The organism is Aeromonas lusitana (assembly GCF_002812985.1).
Lineage (GTDB): Bacteria > Pseudomonadota > Gammaproteobacteria > Enterobacterales > Aeromonadaceae > Aeromonas > Aeromonas lusitana.
This window is the reverse complement of record NZ_PGCP01000010.1, coordinates 28,729-49,195: the sequence shown is the minus strand read 5'-3', so window position 1 is coordinate 49,195 and position 20,467 is coordinate 28,729. Positions and strand designations below refer to the sequence as shown.

The 20,467-nt window shown below is 63.7% G+C and carries 18 protein-coding genes; 11 read left to right on the top strand and 7 right to left on the bottom strand.

The window, feature by feature from the left end; genetic code table 11:
• The first annotated feature begins 185 nt into the window (after positions 1-185).
• Positions 186-1,007, top strand: coding sequence for a Cof-type HAD-IIB family hydrolase (locus tag CUC44_RS07410; protein ID WP_100859338.1), 822 nt, complete (start codon positions 186-188; stop codon positions 1,005-1,007).
• Positions 1,008-1,081: 74 nt separating this feature from the next.
• Here CUC44_RS07410 and CUC44_RS07405 read toward each other — a convergent pair whose 3' ends face one another.
• Positions 1,082-1,645, bottom strand: a complete 564-nt coding sequence (locus CUC44_RS07405) for a DUF2799 domain-containing protein (RefSeq protein ID WP_100859337.1) — start codon at positions 1,643-1,645, stop codon at positions 1,082-1,084.
• Positions 1,646-1,840: 195 nt separating this feature from the next.
• Between CUC44_RS07405 and CUC44_RS07400 the strand changes: the two genes are divergently transcribed.
• The 3 genes from CUC44_RS07400 (at position 1,841) to CUC44_RS07390 (ending at position 5,952) form a co-directional block, all read left to right on the top strand.
• Complete coding sequence (locus CUC44_RS07400; RefSeq protein WP_100859336.1) at positions 1,841-2,680, top strand: isopenicillin N synthase family dioxygenase; 840 nt, start codon at positions 1,841-1,843, stop codon at positions 2,678-2,680.
• 212 nt (positions 2,681-2,892) lie between these two features.
• Positions 2,893-4,206: a sodium-dependent transporter gene (locus CUC44_RS07395; RefSeq protein ID WP_100859335.1), complete on the top strand. Its 1,314-nt coding sequence runs from the start codon at positions 2,893-2,895 to the stop codon at positions 4,204-4,206.
• A 432-nt stretch (positions 4,207-4,638) separates the two neighbouring features.
• On the top strand, positions 4,639-5,952 hold the full coding sequence (locus CUC44_RS07390; RefSeq protein WP_100859334.1) for a sodium-dependent transporter: 1,314 nt from the start codon (positions 4,639-4,641) through the stop codon (positions 5,950-5,952).
• Positions 5,953-6,038: 86 nt separating this feature from the next.
• On the opposite strand, the gene CUC44_RS07385 is transcribed toward CUC44_RS07390, so the two are convergent.
• Entirely contained in the window at positions 6,039-6,506 is a 468-nt protein-coding gene (locus CUC44_RS07385) for a hypothetical protein (protein ID WP_100859333.1), read from the bottom strand.
• 32 nt (positions 6,507-6,538) lie between these two features.
• Positions 6,539-7,912, bottom strand: coding sequence for an aminotransferase-like domain-containing protein (locus CUC44_RS07380; RefSeq protein ID WP_100859332.1), 1,374 nt, complete (start codon positions 7,910-7,912; stop codon positions 6,539-6,541).
• Positions 7,913-8,029: 117 nt separating this feature from the next.
• Here CUC44_RS07380 and CUC44_RS07375 point away from each other — a divergent pair, with 117 nt between their 5' ends.
• From CUC44_RS07375 to CUC44_RS07365, 3 genes are all read left to right on the top strand, one after another.
• Complete coding sequence (locus CUC44_RS07375) at positions 8,030-8,626, top strand: LysE family translocator (RefSeq protein ID WP_100859331.1); 597 nt, start codon at positions 8,030-8,032, stop codon at positions 8,624-8,626.
• A gap of 102 nt (positions 8,627-8,728) precedes the next feature.
• Entirely contained in the window at positions 8,729-9,319 is a 591-nt protein-coding gene (locus CUC44_RS07370; protein ID WP_100859330.1) for a LysE family translocator, read from the top strand.
• A gap of 92 nt (positions 9,320-9,411) precedes the next feature.
• Entirely contained in the window at positions 9,412-10,104 is a 693-nt protein-coding gene (locus CUC44_RS07365) for an aspartate/glutamate racemase family protein (protein ID WP_100859329.1), read from the top strand.
• 103 nt (positions 10,105-10,207) lie between these two features.
• On the opposite strand, the gene CUC44_RS07360 is transcribed toward CUC44_RS07365, so the two are convergent.
• Complete coding sequence (locus CUC44_RS07360; RefSeq protein ID WP_100859328.1) at positions 10,208-11,998, bottom strand: AMP-dependent synthetase/ligase; 1,791 nt, start codon at positions 11,996-11,998, stop codon at positions 10,208-10,210.
• 183 nt (positions 11,999-12,181) lie between these two features.
• Here CUC44_RS07360 and CUC44_RS07355 point away from each other — a divergent pair, with 183 nt between their 5' ends.
• Positions 12,182-12,727, top strand: coding sequence for a hypothetical protein (locus CUC44_RS07355; protein WP_100859327.1), 546 nt, complete (start codon positions 12,182-12,184; stop codon positions 12,725-12,727).
• 148 nt (positions 12,728-12,875) lie between these two features.
• Here the strand turns inward: CUC44_RS07355 and rimI are convergent, their stop codons facing one another.
• Positions 12,876-13,322: a ribosomal protein S18-alanine N-acetyltransferase gene (rimI, locus tag CUC44_RS07350; protein ID WP_100859419.1), complete on the bottom strand. Its 447-nt coding sequence runs from the start codon at positions 13,320-13,322 to the stop codon at positions 12,876-12,878.
• A gap of 147 nt (positions 13,323-13,469) precedes the next feature.
• Positions 13,470-13,877: a DNA polymerase III subunit psi gene (locus tag CUC44_RS07345; RefSeq protein WP_100859326.1), complete on the bottom strand. Its 408-nt coding sequence runs from the start codon at positions 13,875-13,877 to the stop codon at positions 13,470-13,472.
• A 229-nt stretch (positions 13,878-14,106) separates the two neighbouring features.
• On the opposite strand from CUC44_RS07345, the gene CUC44_RS07340 reads away from it, so the two are divergent.
• Entirely contained in the window at positions 14,107-15,714 is a 1,608-nt protein-coding gene (locus CUC44_RS07340; protein ID WP_100859325.1) for an ATPase RavA domain-containing protein, read from the top strand.
• A 102-nt stretch (positions 15,715-15,816) separates the two neighbouring features.
• Positions 15,817-17,277, top strand: a complete 1,461-nt coding sequence (viaA, locus tag CUC44_RS07335; RefSeq protein ID WP_100859324.1) for an ATPase RavA stimulator ViaA — start codon at positions 15,817-15,819, stop codon at positions 17,275-17,277.
• Here the strand turns inward: viaA and CUC44_RS07330 are convergent.
• Positions 17,272-18,276 carry a sensor domain-containing diguanylate cyclase gene (locus CUC44_RS07330; protein WP_100859323.1) on the bottom strand — a complete coding sequence of 335 codons (1,005 nt, stop codon included), beginning with the start codon at positions 18,274-18,276 and terminating at the stop codon, positions 17,272-17,274. The two genes, viaA and CUC44_RS07330, sit on opposite strands and share 6 nt — an antisense overlap.
• Before the next feature lie 197 nt (positions 18,277-18,473).
• Between CUC44_RS07330 and CUC44_RS07325 the strand changes: the two genes are divergently transcribed.
• Positions 18,474-20,348 carry a diguanylate cyclase gene (locus tag CUC44_RS07325; protein WP_100859322.1) on the top strand — a complete coding sequence of 625 codons (1,875 nt, stop codon included), beginning with the start codon at positions 18,474-18,476 and terminating at the stop codon, positions 20,346-20,348.
• The last annotated feature ends 119 nt before the right edge of the window (positions 20,349-20,467 follow it).

Sequence of the window (20,467 nt, the reverse complement as noted above, 5' to 3'; positions counted from 1 at the left end):
TCAGGGCGCCGACTCTGGGACGGTATGACTCTTTACTCCGTCTTACCGATCGCCCGGCGACCCCTCTCCCAATCATGCGCCCGGCGATGCCCAGCCTTTGGAGGTGATATGAGTCGTTTTCAGGCCATTGCGCTAGAACCGGGATTGTATGGCACCTCGCACGGTTCAATCTTCTTGGAGGTGATATGAGTCATTACCAGGCCATTGCTCTAGATATGGATGGCACCCTGCTGACCCGGGATCACAAGATCTCGTCCGCCACCCGGGCCGCCCTGGCCCAGGCCCGTGCCCACGACATCAAGGTGCTGCTGGTGACCGGGCGCCATTTCATGACGGCGCGTCCCTTCCATCATGAGCTGGCCCTCGACACCCCCATCATCTGCAGCAACGGCGCCTACCTCTACGATCCGGCGCAAGACAGGATCCTGGCGGGGGATCCTTTGGCGGTGGAGCCGCTCACCGCACTGCTGGAGCAGGTCGAGGCCCAGCAGATGGGGGCCCTGTTCCACCTGGATGACGGCATCGGTTACCTCGGCTGTGAGGAGCACGTGGGCCGGATGCGGCGCTGGTCGGCCAATCAGCCGGATCACCTCAAGGTCTCCCTGCTGCCGGCCGAGGATATCGCCGCCTGGCTGCAAAAACCGGTCTGGAAGCTGGAGCTGTTCAACCAGGATCCGGGCCGTTTGCATCGCTTCGTGGGGGAGGTGGTGCAGACACTGCCCTTTACCCAGGACTGGGCGGCGCCCTACGCGGTGGAGCTGGTGCAACCCGGCTGCAGCAAGGGCAACCGGCTGGCCCAGTGGGCCGCTAGCGAAGGTATTGCGATGGAGAACGTGGTGGCCTTTGGGGACAACAACAACGACATCAGCATGTTCGAGCAGGTCGGGCTGGCGGTGGCCATGGGCAATGCGGCGCCCCAGATCCAGGCCCATGCCCATCAGGTGACCGCGGATCACAACGAGGATGGCATAGCGCTGGCGTTGCAGCGCTGGGTATTGCCCTCCTGAAAAGATGATGGGGTGGCATCGGCCACCCCATCATCTTTTGAGAAACGGGAAGGGGATAGCGCCCCTCCCGATGCTCAGCTACCGAAGGAGAACTGGATCACCCGATCCGGGAAGCGAATGCGATTGTACTCCCGGCGCGCCCCCTCGTAGTGGCGGATGGCCCGCTCACGCTGGGCGCGGTAGTAGTCCCGCTGTTTGCTGTCGTTCTCGTTTCGGATCTGCTGATCCAGCTGATAGATGTCCCGCTCGGTGCGCTCCAGCTCCTGCTGCAACTCGCTTAAGCGCTGGGCCACCAGGAACTCCTTGCGACCACGCTCGAACTGGGTGAGGAAGGTCGTATCATTGGGGCAGACCCCCAGATACTCGTTCCCCTCCCGCCCCTTGCTGTAGGCGAGCTCGGGGATGCAGTAGAGCTCAAGCCCCTTGGCGTAACCCCGCTGCCACTCGGCCTCGTCCACCTTGAGGCCATATTCCCCGCAGGTCTTGCTGTAGCCACTGCTGGCCGTTCGGGTCTTGCCCTCGGCCCCATCCTGATAGCCCTGGTTGTACCAACTCATGGCGCGGCACTCCTCTTCGGACAGGGAACTGCAACCGGCGAGCAGCAGGGGCAGGGTGAGCAACAGCATCCTTGGGGACATGGAACGGCTCCTAATGTGAAAGTGCAGGCATTCTAGTGAGGAAGCAGGAAAGGGACAAGGGCCGCGGCAGAGTCCGATATTGTGATATTTTTGTCATTATTTTCAACCTGTTATGAACGGCTTTCGGGCAACCTTTCCTTGCCGGGGGAGGCAGGGTAAACTGCGCCTACTTTTAACTGGCGCGTAACAAAAATAATGAAAGTCCTGACCGTTGATTACCGCTCCCCCGATGCGGCGGAGCGCTTCACCGAATCCCTGCGTACCACGGGCTTCGGGGTACTGACCAACCACCCCATCCCCAAGGAATTGGTGCAGTCCATCTATGACAACTGGTATCGCTTCTTCATGAGCGAGCAGAAGCACGACTTCCTGTTCAACCGCGAGACCCAGGATGGCTACTTCCCGCCGTCAGTCTCCGAGGTGGCCAAGGGCAACACCCAGAAGGACATCAAGGAGTACTTCCACCTCTACCCCTGGGGTCAGATGCCAGAAGAGCTGAAGGCCCAGGCGATGGAGTACTACGCCCTCGCCAACAAGCTGGCCGCCGAGCTGCTCGGCTGGGTGGAGCAATACACCCCGAGCGATATCGCCGCCCACTACAGCTGCTCGCTCTCCTCCATGATTGAAGAGAGCCAGAAGACCCTGCTGCGGGTGCTGCACTATCCGCCGTTCGACGGCACAGAGGCGCCGGGGGCGATCCGCGCCGCCGCCCACGAGGACATCAACCTGCTCACCATCTTGCCCGCCGCCAACGAGCCGGGCCTGCAGGTGAAGGGCTCCGATGGGGAGTGGATGGACGTGCCCTGCGATTTTGGCACCCTGATCATCAACATAGGTGACATGCTGCAGGAGGCCTCCCACGGCTACTACCCTTCCACCACCCATCGCGTCATCAACCCGACCGGCGGCAGTGTCAGCAAATCCCGCATCTCTCTGCCGCTGTTCTTGCACCCGCGTCCGGACGTGGTGCTCTCCGAGCGTCACACCGCCCACAGCTACCTGATGGAGCGGCTGCGGGAGCTGGGGGTTATCTAGTCCCCGGGATCTTCCCAGTCGATGCAAAACCGGAGCAAAAATGCTCCGGTTTTTGTTTTGTGGCACGAATGGGTGATAAACCGAATATTGTTAGTCATTGCTGCTAATAAGTCGGTTTTAAGCCAGAGATACGACGAGTGATTGCACAGGGTCAGGGGTAGTCTGAGCACCATTCTGGGCCCCTCTGGGTGGGCCCCCCGATTGGAGTTCTTATGAAGCAGTCCCAATGGTCATCCCGGCTCGGTTACATCCTGGCCGCCGCGGGTTCCGCGGTCGGTCTCGGCGCCATCTGGAAGTTCCCCTATGTCACCGCCGCCAACGGCGGTGGCGCCTTCCTGCTGGTGTTCCTCTTGTTCAGCTTCACCCTGGGGGTGGCGGTGCTGATGGGGGAGACCCTGCTCGGCAGCCTGACCCGGCGCGGTGTGGTGGGGGCTTTCGGTGAGCTGATGGGCAAGCGCTGGCGCTGGGTCGGCGCCATGGGCCTCGTGTGCAGCCTGCTTATCTACTGCTTCTACAGCGTGGTGGGGGGCTGGACCCTGGGTTACACCGGCATGGCGCTGGCGGGTGAGCTGCAACACGGCGATGGGGCGGCCCTTACCGCCCGCTTCAACGACTACGTCGGCGATCCCCTCTGGCCCGTGCTGACCCATCTGCTGTTCGCGGGTCTCACCTGGTGGTTCGTGCAGGGCGGGGTACAGAAAGGGGTGGAGCGCACCCTGCGCTGGATGATGCCGGCCCTGTTCATCATGATCCTGCTGCTGGTGGCGTTCGGCCTGACCCTGCCCAACGCCATGGCCGGGGTGCGCCACTTCCTGATGCCGGACTTCAGCAAGCTCGGCATGTCCGGGGTGCTGGACGCCCTGGGGCTGGCCTTCTTCTCCCTCTCCATCGGTCTTGGCATCCACACCACCTATGGCGCCTATCTGCCGAGCAGCGAGGGGGTCGGCCGCTCCAGCCTCTGGGTGGTGCTGCTGGCGAGCCTCATCGCCGTGCTGGCGGGGTTGATGATCTTCCCGGTGCTGGCGGCAACCGGCATAGACCCCGCCTCGGGCCCGGGCCTCACCTTTATGACCATGCCGGCCGTGTTCCAGCAGTTGCCGTTCGGCCAGGGGCTGGCGGTGGTGTTCTTCGCCCTGCTGGTGGTGGCGGCGCTCTCTTCTTCCATCTCCCTGCTGGAGCACCTGCAATGTTTCCTGAGTGAGAGTTTCGGCTGGTCGCGCCGCACCTCTTGCAGCCTCATCACTGGGGTGGTGATGGCGGGGGGCATTCCGGTCAGCCTGTCGTTCGGCCCCTGGGCGAGCATCACCCTGTTTGGCAAGAACATCTTCGAGCTGCTGGATTTTGCCACCTCCAACCTGATGATGCCCATGTTCGGCCTGGCCCTCACCCTGCTGCTCGGCTGGAAGCTCGGTCGCCGGGCGCTGCCCGAGGGGCTGGCGCCCCACTGGCGTCAACTGGTGATGGGCTGCTGGCGCTGGCTGGCGCCCCTGCTCATCGGCGGCATCCTGGTGCGGGGCCTGCTGTGATCCCGGCGGGCGGGCCCACGGCTCGCCCGCCTTGCTTTGACATCAGAATGCGGTTGCCAAGCCGTCGCCGAGGCAGGCTCGCTGGTGGCATTGACCTAATTTAAAATTCTAAAAAACAATTTAATTTCGAAATTTAATGTTGTGATTTTAATTGTCGATGCCGTCATATCGCTGTTCTATGGGCTGAAGTGGACTATTAACTGTCAACCTCTCTTGCCATGGTTTAGGCTGTGACTCCTTTTTGCCGTGCAGGTTATCCGCTTCATGTCACCTTTCATCGCCTCCTTTGGTCGATTTTTTAGCTCGCAAGAGAGGTGACCTTGCACGCGCAGTTTGTCTGAATGTTCATTGCAAAGGTCGCCAGAGGCGGCCTTTTTTATTTCCCGTCATGGTCAGGAGTCTCGATTCGATGTTGTCTTACCCGGAGGTTGTATGAGCCAGGTTCAGTGGTCTTCCCGTCTTGGGCATGTGTTGGCGGCGGCCGGCACCGCCATCGGTCTCGGTGCCATCTGGAAGTTTCCCTATGTGACCGCCACCAACGGCGGTGGCGCCTTCCTGCTGGTGTTCCTGCTGTTCAGCTTCACCCTGGGGGTGGCTGTGCTGGTGGGGGAGACACTGCTCGGCAGCCGCAGCCAACGCGGGGTGCTCGGCGCCTTTAAAAAACTGGTGGGGCCGAACTGGCGCTGGATGGGCTACATGGGGATCCTGTGCGGCTTCTTCATCTACAGCTTCTACAGCGTGGTGGGGGGCTGGACCGTGGGGTATGCGGCGCTGGCTGTGATGGGCAAACTGAACCTGAGCGAGGGCCCGGCGCTCACCGCCCTGTTCAACGGCTATGTCAGCGATCCCTGGTGGCCCGTGCTGACCCATCTGGTGTTCGCGGGTCTGACCTGGTGGTTCGTGCAGGGGGGCATCCAGAAGGGGGTGGAGCGGGCCCTGCGCTGGATGATGCCGGCCCTGTTTGTCATGATGTTGCTGCTGGTGGGGGTGGGGCTCTCCATGCCCGGCTCCATGGCCGGGGTGCGTCAGCTGCTGCTGCCGGACTTCTCCATGCTGACCGGTCAGAGCGTGCTGGACGCCCTGGGGCTCGCCTTCTTCTCCCTCTCCATCGGCCTTGGGGTGCACACCACCTATGGCGCCTATCTGCCGAGTAGCGATGGGGTGCTGAAATCCGGCGTCTGGGTGGTGACCCTGGCGAGCCTCATCTCTGTGCTGGCGGGGCTGATGATCTTCCCGGCGCTGGCCTCCACCGGCATCGACCCGACTGCCGGCCCAGGCCTCACCTTTATGACCATGCCCGCCGTGTTCAGCCACCTGCCGTTCGGCCAGGGGCTGGGGGTGGTGTTCTTCTTGCTGCTGCTGGTGGCGGCGCTCTCCTCCTCCATTTCCATGCTGGAGCACCTGGTGCGTTTCACTACAGAGGAGTGGGGTTGGTCCAGGCGCGGCGCCTGCCGGGTGCTGACCCTGCTGATCATGGCCTCCGGCATCCCGGTCAGCCTGTCGTTTGGCCCCTGGAGCGAGCTGACCCTGTTTGGCAAGACCATCTTCGATCTGCTGGACTACCTCACCTCCAACCTGATGATGCCGCTGTTCGGCCTGGTGCTGACCCTGCTGCTGGGCTGGCGACTGGAGGACAGCATTCTGCCCACCGATCTCTCCCCCGTGCTGCGCGTCTGCCTGCTCTGGTGCTGGCGGCTGGTGGCGCCGCTGCTGATCACTGGCATCCTGGTGAGGGGGATCATCTGATCCTGTGCTGCAGTGGCTAACAAGCGGAACCTTATAAAGCGAGAGGGGTTGGCCAGTGGCCAACCCCTCTTTGCATCGGGCGCGGTTTATTGCAGGCCCGGGCCCTTGGCGGAGAAGGGACAGTCAGACTGTTGGATCAGGCGCTGGCCCTGATGGCCACTCCCTTGCCAGTGCAGATCGAGCTGGCCGAGCCGGCCGAGGTGGCGCAGCTCGAACTCGTAGCGCAGGCAGGGGTTATCGGTGGGTAGCGCCTTGATGCCGTCCGGCAACTGGTAGCGATAACGCAGCAGGGGGCCGTCCTGTAGCGCTATCTCTGCGGGCACCAGTCCCTCCGGTGTAGGGGCGGGCGCCTTGAGGTAGCGGCGCAGGGCGGCGGGGGCATCGATGGCCTTCTGGTAATGCAAGCCGTTCATGGCCGCCAGCTCCTCCTCCAGTCGCTCCAGCTCTCCCTCCAGCCCGCTCAGGGCCTGGCCGAGTTGCTGCTGATGGGCGGGGGCGGCGCAGCCCCCCAGCAACAGGGTCATCAGCAACAGCGGGGCACGGGACGGCAACATGGATTCTCCTTGGGGGTCGGGGCGGCCACTGACTATAGCAGGGGATTGGTCGGCGGCGCGCTGCGCAGCAGACCGGCCAGGCGCTCGAGGCCCTCGGCGACCCGGGCGTCGGTGGCCGGCTGGCTCAGGCTCAGGCGAATGCCCTGGGGGGCGGCAAACTGGCCGGCGGCGAAGTGTTCGCCGCTGGCGACCCCGATATCAAGGGCGTTGGCGGCCTCGACGAACTCCTGACTGCGCCAGGGCTCGGGCAGGGGCAGCCAGGCGTGCATGGAGCCCGGATGCCAGCGCGCCCCCGGCAACAGGTGGTGCAGCAGCTCGCCCCGGCGCGCCAGGATCCGTCTCTGCTGCTCGATAAGCGGCATGATCTGGTGCTGACTCACCAGCTTGCAGGCCAGCTCGATGAGCAGCGGGCTCACCATCCAGCTCGACAACCGCATGGCCTGGGCGAAGGCGTTGCGCAGCTGGGGTGGGGTCAGCACGAAACCGACCCGCAATCCGCCGCAGGCGATCTTGGCCAGGCTGCCGAGGTAGATGACCCGCTCCGGCGCCAGGTTGACCAGGGGCGGGATCGTGGTTTCGGGCAGCAGGCCGTTCACGTCGTCCTCGATGATCAGCAGATCGTGGCGGCGGGCGATGGCGACTATGGCTTCCCGCCGCGCCGGGCTCATCACGGCTGTGGTGGGGTTCTGCAGGGTGGGGGTCAGGTAGAGCAGCTTGGCCCTGCGCTGGCGACAGGCCGCATCCAGCGCCGCCGGGATCAGGCCCTCTTCGTCGAGCGGCAGTCCCACCACCTGGTTTTTCAGCTGACGGGCATTGCCCAGCATGCCGGGGTAGCTGAGCCCCTCGCACAATATGGTTTCCCCCACGCAGCCGGTGGCCAGCAGGGAGAGCATGATGCCGTGCTGGGCGCCGTGGCTGAACAGCAGGTGTTCCTCCCGGCTGTTGACCCCCAGGGTGGCGAGCCAGTCGACAAACAGCTGGCGCTGCCAGGGGCGGCCCGCCTCCTTGTCATAGCCGAGCAGGGCATTGAGATCCCCGTCCGCCAGCTCCATCAGCATGGGCTTGATGATGGCGCCTCTGTCCAGCGGGATCGGCAGGTTCTGCCACAGCTCGATGCGCTGATTGTCTTCGTTGCGGATCACCCACTCATCCACCGGATCCACGGCCGCCCTGACCCAGGTGCCGTGACCCACCCTGGCCGCCAGCAGACCGCGCCGCTCGGCCTCGGAATAGGCGCGGGTAATGGTGCCGACCGTCACCCCTAGCTTGTCCGCCAGGGCCCTGTGGGTCGGTAGCCGGGTCTCGGGGGCCAGGGTGCCGTCGTGGATGGCCTGCTCTATGGCCTTGACCAGTTTCAGGTAGAGGGGGCCCTCGAACGCATCGAGGTGGGGAGTCCAGATTGTCATGGTGACAATAAATCCATTGATCGCAGAATTGTCTCAATATAGCGTGAATGTCAGCCACGAAACAATGATGAAAGTCACATTGTATCGAGACAATGTGACCCTCAAGGAGACAAGATTATGACCATCGAATGGTATGCCACCCTGTTTGGCTTCGCCGTGCTCACCTGCGGTACCCCTGGGCCCAACAACCTGATGCTGACCGCGTCCGGCGCGAACTTCGGCGTGCGCCGAACCTTCCCCCATCTGCTCGGGGTCGCCTTCGGTCAGCCTGCGCTGCAGATTGTCCTGGCCCTGGGGCTGCACCCCTTGTTCGAGCGCTTCCCCCTGCTGCGGCTGGGGTTGCAGATCTTCGGCAGCCTCTATCTGCTGTGGTTGGCATGGCGGGTGGCGATCGCCGGTGCTCCCGGCGATCCCGCCAGCCGCGGCCGACCGCTGACCATGCTGGAGGGCCTTGGCTTCCAGTTCCTCAATCCCAAGGCCTGGATGATGGGGATCTCCGCCATCAGTTTGTTCAGCCAGGAAGGGATCAACTACTGGCCGAGTCAGATTGCCGTCATGATCATGTTCGTGGTGGTGGCCTTGCCGACCTGCTTTGTCTGGGTATTGTTTGGCAATCAGCTGGGCAACTGGATCAGCTCGGAGCAGGGCTGGCGTCGCCTCAACGGCAGCCTGGGAGTGTTGACGGCCCTGTGCGTGGTGATGCTCTGGTATTGAGGCCTGTTTGATTTTTTATGCGAAGAAAATGCATTGGCGAGCTTGTCGTCACGGGCTCGGCTCTGCATATTAGAAGGCTTGCTGTCACATTTTGAGGTTGAGATGGATCTGAACTGGTTGCTCCCCCTGGCGGGCTTTGCCCTGATCACCTGCGGTACGCCCGGGCCCAACAACATGCTGCTCACCAGCGCCGGGGCGGCCCAGGGCTTTCGCCGCTCCCTGCCGCTGTTGGTGGGGGTAGTCGGCGGCATCAATCTGATGATCCTGGCCATGGCGCTGGGGCTCGGGGTGGTGTTCGAGAAGCTGCCGCTGCTGCATGAGGGGCTCAAGATCCTGGGGTCTGCCTACCTGCTCTGGCTGGCCTGGAAGGTGGCCACCGCCAGCGGACCGGCAGAGGGCAACCGGCCCCTGATCCCGGCCCATCAGGGGGCCATGTTGCAACTGCTCAACCCCAAGGCCTGGATGATGGCGCTCTCCGCCATCAGCGGCTTCACCCTGGCGGGGGACGCCTACTGGCCGTCCGCCAGCTGGGTGCTCGGCACCTTCTTCATCACCGGCCTCTACACAGGGGCCTTCTGGGTGTTGTTCGGTGCCCAGGTGCGCCGCCTCATCCGCACAGCCCAAGGCTGGCGTCGTTTTAACCTCGGCATGGGGATCGCCACGGCGGCCTGCGTGCTGATGATCTGGATCTAGGTCTTCGGGCCTGCCCTTCTGTCTTGTTGGCCCTTCGGGGCCTTTTTTATCGACGGTTGGTGCATTGCCACCATTCCCTCGAAGGAGCAAGGATGAAATGTATCGGTCTGCTGGGTGGCATGAGCTGGGAGTCCACCGTCAGTTATTACCAGGCGCTCAACCGGGGCGTGCGAGCACGGCTCGGTGGCCTGCATTCTGCCAGGGTGCTGCTCAACAGCGTCGATTTTGCCGAGATAGAGTGGCTGCAACACGCCGGTGACTGGCCGGCCACCGCCCGCCTGCTGAGCGTCGCCGCTCGGGATCTGCAAGCTGGTGGTGCGGATTTTCTGCTGATCGGCACCAACACCATGCACAAGGTGGCGCCCGAAATAGAAGCCGCCATCGAGATCCCGCTGCTGCACATCGCCGACGCTACCGCCAAACGGCTGGTGGCAGACGGGGTGACCCGGGTCGGCCTGCTCGGTACCCGCTTCACCATGGAGCAGGATTTCTACATGGGGCGGCTGGAAACCCTGTTCGGCTTGGAGGTGCTTGTACCCCAGGAGGCCGAGCGGGAGCGGGTCCATCGCATCATCTACGACGAGCTCTGCCTGGGGGAGGTGCGCGGCGCCTCCCGTGCCGAGTATCTGACCATCATCGCCGGATTGGCGCAGGCGGGTGCCGAGGCGGTGATCCTGGGTTGCACCGAGATAGCCCTGCTGGTGGGGGATGCCAAGGCTGCGGTGCCACTCTACGACACCACCGCCATCCACGCCGAGGCGGCGGTGGAGTGGGCGCTAAGTTAAGGCTCTGTCGCGAGGAACTCGTCGCAAAAGAAGAGCATAAAAAGAGGCGCCGAAGCGCCTCTTTTTGCTGTTGGGACAAGCCTCTGCTTAAACCTGGCTCTGCTTATACGTGGCTATACATGGCCTCGATCTCGCTCTGGTACTTGGCCTCGATGATCTTGCGGCGCAGCTTCATGGTGGGGGTGATCTCCCCCAGCTCCATGGAGAAGGCGCTCGGCAGCAGGGTGAACTTCTTCACCTGCTCGAACTTGGCCAGCTCCTGCTGCAGTTCGTGAATGCGTGACTCGAAGAACTCAACCACCCGAGAGTGGCGCAGCAGCTCTGTCTTGCACTGGTATTGCAGGTTGATGGAGCGGGCGTACTCCTCGAGGGACTCGAAGCAGGGCACGATGAGCGCCGACACGAAGTGGCGGGCGTCGGCGACGATGGCGATCTGCTCGATGAAGCGATCCTTGCCCAGCGTCCCTTCCACCAGTTGCGGCGCCACGTACTTGCCGTTGGAGGTCTTCATCAGCTCTTTCAGGCGCTCGGTGAAGTAGATATTGCCGTTGGCATCCAGCTCGCCCGCATCGCCGGTGCGCAGGAAGCCGTCTGCCGTCATCACCTCGGCGGTGGCGTCTGGCTTGTTGTAGTAGCCGCGCATCACGGTCGGGGAGCGCACCAGCAGCTCGTTGTTCTCACCGAGTTTCACCTCGATGCCACTCAGGGCCGTGCCGATGGAGCCGAGCTGGAACTGGCTCTCCTCGTAGCAGCAGACGGTGGCCGTGGTCTCTGTCATGCCGTAGCCGTACTTGAGGTTGAGCCCCATGGCCTGGAAGAAGAGGTTGACGTCGTCCGCGAGACGGGCGCCCGCTACCGGCAGGAAGCGGGTGCGGCCGCCGAAACGGGCCCGCAGCTTGCGAAACACCAGGCGCTCCGCCAGTGCGAGCTGGACGTAGAGCAGAGGGGAGGCGGACTTGCCCGCCTGACGGGTCTGCACCTTCTGCTTGCCGACCCGGGTGGCCCAGCCAAACAGGGCGCGGCGCAGGCGCGGTGCCTGGGCGACCTTGGCCTGGATCATGGCGTAGGCCTTCTCGTAGAGGCGCGGCACGGCGCACATCACGGTCGGCTGCACCTCGCCGATGACATCCATCACCTTCTGAGGATCGCGAATGTAGACGTTCTCGGCGCCGCAATAGAGCACATAGTAGGTCCAGGCGCGCTCGAACACGTGGCTGAGAGGCAGCATACACAGGGACACATCCTGCTCGTTCATGTCCAGGCGGCGGTCGTGCATCTCGAAGCAGGCGGCAATATTGGCAAAGTCGAGCATGACCCCCTTGGGTTCACCCGTGGTGCCCGAGGTGTAGATGAGAGTCAGTAGATCATCCATCCGGTACTGCTGCTCGCGATCGCGCAGCACCTGCTCGCTGGGCTGATGGTTGCCGGAGGAGAGGAAGGTCTGGAAGTGGCTGGCTTGTGGGCAGCCGCGCAGATCGACGGCGCCGTCCAGGGTGACGATCTGGCTGATCTCGCCTTCATTCAACAAAACGAGCGCCTGATCGAACTGGGGTTGCTCGCCGACGAACAGCAGCTTGATGCCGGCGTCTTTGACGATATAGCGCAGCTGATCCAGGGTGCTGGTGGGGTAGATGGGCACGCTGACACCGCGGGCGGCCAGGATGCCGAGATCGGCCTGGGTCCACTCCGGCATGTTGCGGGCATAGATGCCGACCATCTCGGTAGGCTGGTGGCCGGTGCGGATCAGGGCCTGGGCACAATAGTCCATCGCCTGACCCAGGGTGCGCCAGCCGATGGCACGCCACTGGCCATCCTGCTGGACGCGCAGGGCGGCCTTGTTGCCAAGGCGGGCAATGCGTTCACGCATCAGTCTAACCAGATGAAACTGCGACATCGTCAATCATCCTCACATAACAGTTGTACGCCCGCAGGGGGCATTTAAAACCGGGCTGGAGTTTAAACTCTACCATTACAGCTTACAAGTGTGCGCTGTTTGTCCTGGATCACAAAGTCGTCAAGTTGACGGGAGTCAGGCATGATGGGGACGCGTGTTCGGATTCGTTCAGGGAGGGCAGCTATGAGTATCGGATTCAAGAGCCTCATCACGGGGGCCTTGCTGGTGCTGGCGGGGGCCGGTGGTCTCTGGTATGCCCTCGGCGGCTTGCCGTCCGGGGACGACAATCCCTGGCTGAGCGGGGCCGAAGGGTATGAGCAGGCGCAAGAGGTGGCGCTGCAGCAGGGTTATCCCCTGCTCTATGTGATTGAGAGCGCTAAATGCCGGCGCTGCAACTCCCTCGATACCCTGCTGTGGCGTGCCCCCGAGATGCAATCCTCCCTGGCCGAGCTGGTCAAGGTGCGCCTCAATCCGGACGCGAGCGATGGCAGCGGCCATATATTGCGCCGCTTCCCCAAGGTCGGGACCCTGCCCGGTGTCTATATTCAGCGCCCCGGTGAGTCGCTGCGCCCCATCAACATAGAGGTGAAGGATCAGCAGATCTGGATGCCGGGGGTGACCTATGGCCGTGGCTTCTTCATGCCGCTCTCGGCCGCGGGCTTCGATGCAGTGGTGCGGGTCACCCTCAGCCTGGAGGATCCCGCCATCGACAATGCGCCTCTGCCCTGAGGGGAGAGCTCTGCCCAAACCGCGTTGATGGGGTTGACGCCCCGCATCCCCCAGTGCCGATGGCGTTGGCGGGGGATAACGGTTTGGGCGCAGTCGAACGGATGGAAGATAGGCATCCCCCGCAGCTGCTGGGGGATGAGAGATGGGCTTAGAAGTCGAACAGGCGGGACATCAGCACGGCGTCTTCCCTGTCAGGGCCCGTGCCATAGTAGTCGGCCCGGCGGCAATATTCGGCAAACCCTTCACTCTCGTAGAGCGCGATGGCGCGCTGGTTGCCGGCGCGCACCTCCAGGAACCAGGCCTCTGCCTTTCTGGCCTTGCTGCGGGCGAGATACTCCTTGAGCAGCGCCCGGCCGAGCCCCTTGCCCTGAAAATCGGGATGCACGCAGATGTTCATCAGCGAGCTGTCCCCCGCCACCAGATCCGAGATATAGAAGCCCGCGGGGCGCCCTTCAATCAGCATCAAGCCGTTGAGATAGCGGGGCCCGAAGCAGGAGAGCAGGTTGGCCTGGCTCCAGGGCTCAGGGTGGGCGGCCTGCTCTATGGGGTAGATCAGCTCGAAATCGGATTCGAGCAGGGGGCGAAAGCTTGGCAAGGCATCAGACATAGTCACTCCGGGAAATATTCGCACTTGCGATACGGGGCCGGGCCGTGCCATGGTCGTTGGCACGAGCGGCCGGGCGTCGCAAGTCTGGTTGACTGGGGAGCCATGAGCCGATGGCGAGTCGGCCCCTGGCCTGGCTCAGCTGGGCAGGTGTTGCCGGCACTGTTGCCAGAGGGCGCGTTTGTGCGCAGCGTCCGGCGTGAGCGGACAGACCAGGGCGTTCGGCCAGCGCGGGTCGGCCACGGTCAGCCAGAGCAGGGGGGGCGTCACGCCCTCGGACAGTACGGGCATCTCGCCCAGCAAGGAGACCTCGTTCGTCCCTATGCCGAGGCACTGGCAGATGTCTGCCAGCAAGCCAGGGGAGGGGAGGCTTGGGGCCAGCAGCCACAGCTTGCCGGTGGGCAGGGGCGCCGCCGGGACCGTGCTCTCCGCCGCAGCCTGGCTGGGCTCGCCATCCGGCAGGGTCGGCGCCCTTAGCTGCCAGCTCTGTATGCCCATCCTGGCCAGGATGCGCCGGCGCAGTGGGTCCAGCAGGGGATCTTGCATGGCAAAGGCTCGCTCTTGATCTGCATTGGGGTAAATTCTGGTGCGCAGAGTACACTCTCGCGGCGCCCGCTGCACCCATTTGCAACTAGATGCGAGCGGTCAGGATCGCTATGTTAATCAGGACTCCCGCCCTTGGACGGGTGATTGGAATCAACGAATATGAGAGTGGCAGGGAGCCAGAGGCCGGCCCCGCTGCCACGGATATCATCCCAGCTTCGGAACTGTGCCTATGCCGCCTTTAGCCCAGAATACTGTTCGTACCATCCCCATCCAGGAGCGTCTGCCTAGGTTGCTGGCCGCCCTCGGGGAGGGGCTATACGAGCGGCAAGATGCCCTGCGGCTCGGCCTGCTGGCGGCCCTCAGTGGCGAGAGCGTCTTCCTGCTGGGCCCCCCCGGCATCGCCAAGAGCCTGATCGCGCGCCGCCTCAAGCTGGCCTTCTTTGATGCCCGTCATTTCGAATACCTGATGACGCGTTTCAGCACGCCGGAGGAGGTGTTCGGCCCCCTCTCCATCCAGGCGCTGAAGGAGGATGGCAAGTACCTGCGGCTGACCCGCGGCTACCTGCCGGAGGCCGAGGTGGTGTTTCTCGATGAGATCTGGAAGGCGGGCCCCGCCATCCTCAACACCCTGCTCACCGCCATCAACGAGCGGCAGTTTCGCAACGGCGACAGCCAGCACCCCATTCCCATGCGGCTGCTGGTGACCGCCTCCAACGAGTTGCCTGCGCCGGACAGCGGCCTGGAGGCACTCTACGATCGCATGCTGGTGCGGATCTGGATGGACAGGGTGCAGGAGAAATCCAACTTCCAGGCCATGCTGGCGAGCGACGGCCACTCGGGGCAGAACCTGCCTCCATCGGTGCAGATCCACGGCGAAGAGTATGAAGCCTGGCAGGAGCAGATCGAGCAGGTACGCCTGCCGGACGCCTGCTTCGAGCTCATCTATCAGCTGCGCCAGCAGCTCGACAGCCAGCTCGGCCACGGCTGCTATGTGTCGGATCGACGCTGGAAGAAGGCGGTACGCCTCATCAAGGCGAGCGCGTTTTTCAACGGCCGCGACGAGGTGGCGCCGCTGGATCTGCTGCTGTTCAAGGATTGCCTCTGGCACGACGAGGCGTCGCGCACCGCCCTGCTGGAGATGATAGGCGAGTTCTCCCGCCTCTACGGCTATCAGCAACTGGTCATGACCCGCCAACTGCTCTCCCTGCGCGAACAGTTCAAGCAGTTGAAAGGCGCCGTCTCCCTGCGACTCGGCTGCAAGGCGTTCAAGCGCAAGCAGTGGTTTGGTCGCCGCGCCCGTGGCACCCAGCTGCCCCTGCTCAACGCCAAGCCGTTTGGCAAGCAGGTGCATTTCCACCTGCTCACTCCGGCACCGCTGGATGGCGGAGATCCGGAGCGGCTGACCGAGACCCTCACCTTCGATCGTACCCTGCTCTCCCACTGGCATCCGACCGGTGAGGCCCTGGTGGGCTGGCAGCTCGGCAACCCCAAGGAGGGTCACTACGAGCTGGTACTGGACGCAGAACTCAGGCTGCACGTGCTGGACATCCAGCGCCAGCCCGTGCCCCTGGTGCTGGTGGAGCGCACCGCCATCCCCGAGGTGGTGCTGACCCCCTGGCAGGCCGAGCTGGACGAACTGGGCAGCCAGGTGAACCGGGTGCTGCAGACCCTCAAGGGGCAGCGCAGCCTGTTCGATCGTCATCGGCAGCACCTGTTTATCGGTGATCACTGGTTGCAGCAGGTGGAGGACAGCTTCTTCGTGCTGAACCGGGATCTGGAGCTGCTGCGCGGCGAGCTGCTGCAGTGGCGCGACCGCTTGCCCGGGCTCGATGCCTGATGGTGGTTTATGCTGCACTCATCATGAATTATATGTCGAACATGCTGCTTGGGTGTGGTGGGCAGCATCTCCTGTGTCTGCATCGCCCCATAAGGAGATCCCGTGCTTGAGATCGGCATGATGGATCTGGGGCTCCTCATCGGTGAGGGTGAGCTGGCGGGGGAGATGGCGCTGCTGTTGGCCTCCACCCCCAAGATCTCCGAATTCCTCAAACGCTCCCCGCTGCAGGGCAAGCTGCTGAAAAAACGCATCCAGCACTGGAGCGAGCAGCTCGGGGAGGAGATGCGCCACAAGCCGGTACCGGTGGCGCTGGAGCGGGAGTACCGCCTCTATCAGGCGCACCGTCAGCTGCCCATGACAGAGCTGGTGGGCCGGCTGCCCGCCCTGCTGGAGGCGCTGGATCAATACAGCCCCTTCGCCGGCGATGCCCGCAGCCTGGTGCGCCAGATAATGGCCCAGCCCACCGAGGGGCTGCGTCAGCTGTTTATCGAGAAGTGGCGGGCCAGCCTGGTGGGCAGCCTGCTGCAACTGCAACAGCAGATCGCCGAGGCGGAACGGGAGAAGCAGCGCCAGGAGATAGAGGATCAACTACTGGCAAACCGCACCCTGGCCGATGCGCTGGATCCGCACCAGATCTCGGCGGGCGGCCTCTGGGATCTGGCCCAGGGCAGCTGGCACAAGCGCAGCCTGGTGCTGGTCAAACAGTATGCCCGCATGTTGCAGCGCGAACCCCTGCTGGCGGAGATTACCGCCCTGCTCGGGCGCAGCGAGCGGGACAGGCGCACCGACTCCCTGGTTCAGCCGCCGGTGCCGGTGCATGAGCTCGAAGAGGTGCAGACCGACGATGTGCCGGACGATCTGGTGGGGGTGCATCCGGCCAGCGACCTGATGCGCTTGCTGCCGAGCGAGGCCGTGATGCTGGCGCTGCCCGAGCTGGAGCTGGAGTTCTATCGCCGCTACCTGGAGCGGCGCCTGCTGAGCTATCAGTCGCGGGGCACACTGCCACGCCAGCGCATCATGCTGCGATCCCCCGAGCAGGGAGGACAGGAGGCACAGCCCCGCGGCCCCTTCATCGTCTGCGTCGATACCTCTGGCTCCATGGGGGGCTACCCGGAGGAGTGCGCCAAGGCGCTGTTCCTGGCCCTGCTCAAGGTGGCCATGGACGAGCAGCGGGGTTGCTATCTGATGCTGTTTTCCACCGAGGTGGCGACCCTGGAGATCACCGCACAGACGGGCTTGGACAAGGCGGAGCGCTTCCTCTCCATGAGTTTTCACGGCGGCACCGATCTGGTGCCCTGCCTCGAGAAGGCGCTGACCCAGTTGGAGCAGCCGGCCTTTGCCAAGGCAGACGTGCTGGTGGTGTCTGATTTCATCGCCCAGAGCCTGCCCCACGCCCTGCTCGATCGCATGAACCTGAGGCGCAGGCAAGAGACCCGCTTCCACGCCGTCGCCATGTCCCGCCACGCCAAGCAGGCCATCTTGCGGGTGTTCGACAACAGTTGGCTGCTGGACTGCGGCCTGCGCGGCCGCCTGCTCAGGCGCTGGCAACGCAGCCCCTCATGACGGGTACTGGTAGCCAAGCCCCCGTTCGTTGACCTGCTCCTGATCCAGCAGGGGCTGGCCGCTCGGCTGGGCGATGTGAAAGCCCCGCTTGCCACTGCGTTTGACCCGATACATGGCCTGATCCGCCCGCGCCAGGGCGCTGCTGAAATCATCCTGTGGCCGAATGGCCGCTATTCCCATGCTCAGCCCCACCGCCGCTTCCCCATTGGGCAACTCGAACGGGGTGGCGATGGCGTTGATGCACAGGCGGGCCAGGTGACTGGTCCTGGGATCCTCGCTCGGCCAGGGCAGCAACAGCACGAACTCGTCGCCGCCGAGGCGCCCCAGCCGGACCTCCTCACCACAGCAATGGCGCAGGCGCTGGCTGAGGGCGATCAACAGCTCGTCACCGGCGCGGTGGCCCAGGTTGTCGTTCACCTGCTTGAAGTCGTCGAGATCGATGAAACAGATGGCCTGATATTCCAGTGGAAACTGACGCTGCAGGGCGGTGCGGTTGAGCAAGCCGGTGAGGGGATCCCGGTGGGCGAGACGAGCCAGCTGTTGCTCGTACTCCTTCTCGTGGGTGATGTCGATGTGGGTGCCCATCACCCGGATGGGGTTGCCCTCGCCATCCCGCTCCACCACCCGGCCCCGGTCCAGCACCCAGGTCACCTTGCCATCCTTGGCCAGCATGCGGTGCATCACCTGATAGAAGGGGCTCTTGCCCTCCAGGTGGTCGAAGAAGGCCTGCAGCACCCGCTCCCTGTCTTCCGGGTGCAGGTGGGCGCGCCAGACGTCGAAGTGGGCGGAGAGCTCCTTGGGCTGATAGCCGAGCATGGATCCCCAGCGCCGGTTGAAGATGATGAGCTTGCCGCTCGGCACATGGTTCTGCCAGATGCACAGGCCGGTGCCGTCCATGGCCGCATCCAGCTTCTCGCGGGCATCGTCGGCGATCCGTTTCAGGCGTTCGTTTTCCAGCAGCAGGCTGTCATAGGCTCGCTGCAGCTCCTCATGGGTCATTCATCGTCCCTGTCTTTGCGCGTTGCGCCTATAGTCGATGCAGATTTTCCTTCTGTAAAGAATGAGATAGCAGGAGTGAGCCCTGAGGCGTGATGGATTATCCAGAGGGTCACTGGCTGTGCCTGCACGGCAAGGAGGGATATGATTGAGGCAATGGGCACGGTATCCGTGCCATCGAATGGGGAGACGGAGTCGGCATGAAGATCCTGAAGCGCTGGAGTCTGCTGTTATGGCTGGGGATGGCCCAGGTCTGGGCGGCGCAGGCCCCCCTGACCGAGCCTGAGCTCTCCCTTGAGCTGCAGCAGCTGGAAGACGAGACGCCGCCTCTGCGGGAATTTCGTGAGCGGGTCGCCGCCCTCGCGGCCCACGGCGAGGACTATTCGGTGGAGGCCCAGGGTCGCATCGCCCGGCTGCAGTGCTGGGCCAGGCCCTCGGAGCGGGACGACGATTATCAGGAGACGGTGCGCCTGGCCGATGAGGCCCTGGCCAAGGCCCGCGCCCGCAAGGACAGGATAACCGAGAGCGGCATGCTGGCCTGCCGCGCCTTCCATCAGCAGCTGCTCGGCAACATGGACGCGGCCCGCCAGGATTACGACGATGCGCTGACCCTGGCGCGCCGGCTGGGAGACAGTCGGCAGCGAGCCGACATCCTCAGCCTGCGCGGCGAGATGTACTCCTATCAGGGGGAGATGGCCGAGGGGCTGATGGAGCTGATGGATGCCCATCAACGCTATGAGGATCTCGGGCTGGAGAGCAAGGGCAGGGAGGTGCTGGCCAAGATAGCCAACGCCTATCGGCGGATGGGGCTCTACGAGCGGGCCGAGGGTTACTTCCAGGAGCTGGAATATGACTACCGCAAGCTGGGGGACAAGGAGCATCTGGTGGACATCCACTCCCAGCAGGGGCTGCTCTATACCGAGATGGGGGAGTATGACAGGGCCTTGCCGCTGATGGCGGAGGCCGAGATCTATTACCTGACCCAGCAGCAGGAAGGGATGCTGGCCTGGAGCCGGGTCGAGATGGCCACCGTCCTGCTCAATCAGGGCAAGACGGAGCAGGCCATGGCCAAGCTGGAGCAGGCCTCCTCCCTGCTGCACAGGGGCAAGGGCACGGACAGCGTGACCCGGGGCCACTGGTACATCGTCATGGCGACGACACTGGATGCCATGGGCAAGTCCGCCGAGGCGCTGCGCTACCTGGATCAGGCCGAGCCTATTTTTGCCAAGGAGCAGAACCTGCGCTTCCTGGCCTGGGTGCATGAGGTGCGCGCCAGGGTGCTGGAGCGCCAGGGACGGATCAAGGAGGCGCTCGGCAACCTCAAACAGTACGTGAAGACCAAGCAGGCGCTCGAGCAGATGCTGCGGGAGCAACGCTCCTTGCAGATGCGCTTCGAGTTCGATCTCGCCCGCAAGGAGCTGGAGAACCAGACCCTCAGATCCCAGCAGCAGTTGCAGGCGGAAAAGCTCAAGCAGCTGCAGGAGCGGCGCTACTGGCAGTATCTGGTGGTGACCCTGCTGATCCTGGTGATGGGCATCCTGGTCATCCATCAGCGCGGCCGCACCCGCAAGATGCATCGCCTCGCCATGACGGATGAGCTGACGGGGATCCACAACCGGCGCCAGATCCAGGCCAAGGGACGCAAATGGTTCAACGAGGCGAGGGAAGGGGGCAAGCCCCTGTGCGTGCTGCTGCTGGACATAGATCACTTCAAGAAGGTCAACGATACCCTGGGCCACCACGTGGGGGATCTGGTGCTCACCGCCGTGGCCCAGTGCATCGAGGATCAGTTGCGGAGCTTGGACAGGGTCGGGCGCAACGGCGGTGAGGAGTTCCTGGTGCTGCTGCCGGATACCCGGCTCGATGAGGCGGCCGAGGTGGCGGAACGGATCCGCCAGCAGGTTTCCCTGCTGAATATCGAGGGTGTACCAGAGGAGCATCCCATTCGCATCAGCATCGGCTGCGCAGAGTATCGGCCGGAGGACGACAATCTCGGCGAGCTGGTACGGCGCGCCGACGAGGCCATGTACCAGGCCAAGCTGGCGGGGCGCAACCGGGTGGTGAAGGCGGCCTGAGCCCGGTTGGGATCATTGCGCTCCCGGTGAAGCCGGGCTGGGTATTTTTCACTCGCGCGGGTATAATGCCGCGCAATTTTGCTTTGACTCAGGTGAGAAGACCCATGTAACACAACGCC

Coding starts and splice junctions, on each gene's coding strand:
- CUC44_RS07410 (WP_100859338.1), top strand. CDS start 186: ATGAGTCATTACCAGGCCATTGCTCTAGATATGGATGGCACCCTGCTG.
- CUC44_RS07405 (WP_100859337.1), bottom strand. CDS start 1,645: ATGTCCCCAAGGATGCTGTTGCTCACCCTGCCCCTGCTGCTCGCCGGT.
- CUC44_RS07400 (WP_100859336.1), top strand. CDS start 1,841: ATGAAAGTCCTGACCGTTGATTACCGCTCCCCCGATGCGGCGGAGCGC.
- CUC44_RS07395 (WP_100859335.1), top strand. CDS start 2,893: ATGAAGCAGTCCCAATGGTCATCCCGGCTCGGTTACATCCTGGCCGCC.
- CUC44_RS07390 (WP_100859334.1), top strand. CDS start 4,639: ATGAGCCAGGTTCAGTGGTCTTCCCGTCTTGGGCATGTGTTGGCGGCG.
- CUC44_RS07385 (WP_100859333.1), bottom strand. CDS start 6,506: ATGTTGCCGTCCCGTGCCCCGCTGTTGCTGATGACCCTGTTGCTGGGG.
- CUC44_RS07380 (WP_100859332.1), bottom strand. CDS start 7,912: ATGACAATCTGGACTCCCCACCTCGATGCGTTCGAGGGCCCCCTCTAC.
- CUC44_RS07375 (WP_100859331.1), top strand. CDS start 8,030: ATGACCATCGAATGGTATGCCACCCTGTTTGGCTTCGCCGTGCTCACC.
- CUC44_RS07370 (WP_100859330.1), top strand. CDS start 8,729: ATGGATCTGAACTGGTTGCTCCCCCTGGCGGGCTTTGCCCTGATCACC.
- CUC44_RS07365 (WP_100859329.1), top strand. CDS start 9,412: ATGAAATGTATCGGTCTGCTGGGTGGCATGAGCTGGGAGTCCACCGTC.
- CUC44_RS07360 (WP_100859328.1), bottom strand. CDS start 11,998: ATGTCGCAGTTTCATCTGGTTAGACTGATGCGTGAACGCATTGCCCGC.
- CUC44_RS07355 (WP_100859327.1), top strand. CDS start 12,182: ATGAGTATCGGATTCAAGAGCCTCATCACGGGGGCCTTGCTGGTGCTG.
- CUC44_RS07345 (WP_100859326.1), bottom strand. CDS start 13,877: ATGCAAGATCCCCTGCTGGACCCACTGCGCCGGCGCATCCTGGCCAGG.
- CUC44_RS07340 (WP_100859325.1), top strand. CDS start 14,107: ATGCCGCCTTTAGCCCAGAATACTGTTCGTACCATCCCCATCCAGGAG.
- CUC44_RS07330 (WP_100859323.1), bottom strand. CDS start 18,276: ATGACCCATGAGGAGCTGCAGCGAGCCTATGACAGCCTGCTGCTGGAA.
- CUC44_RS07325 (WP_100859322.1), top strand. CDS start 18,474: ATGAAGATCCTGAAGCGCTGGAGTCTGCTGTTATGGCTGGGGATGGCC.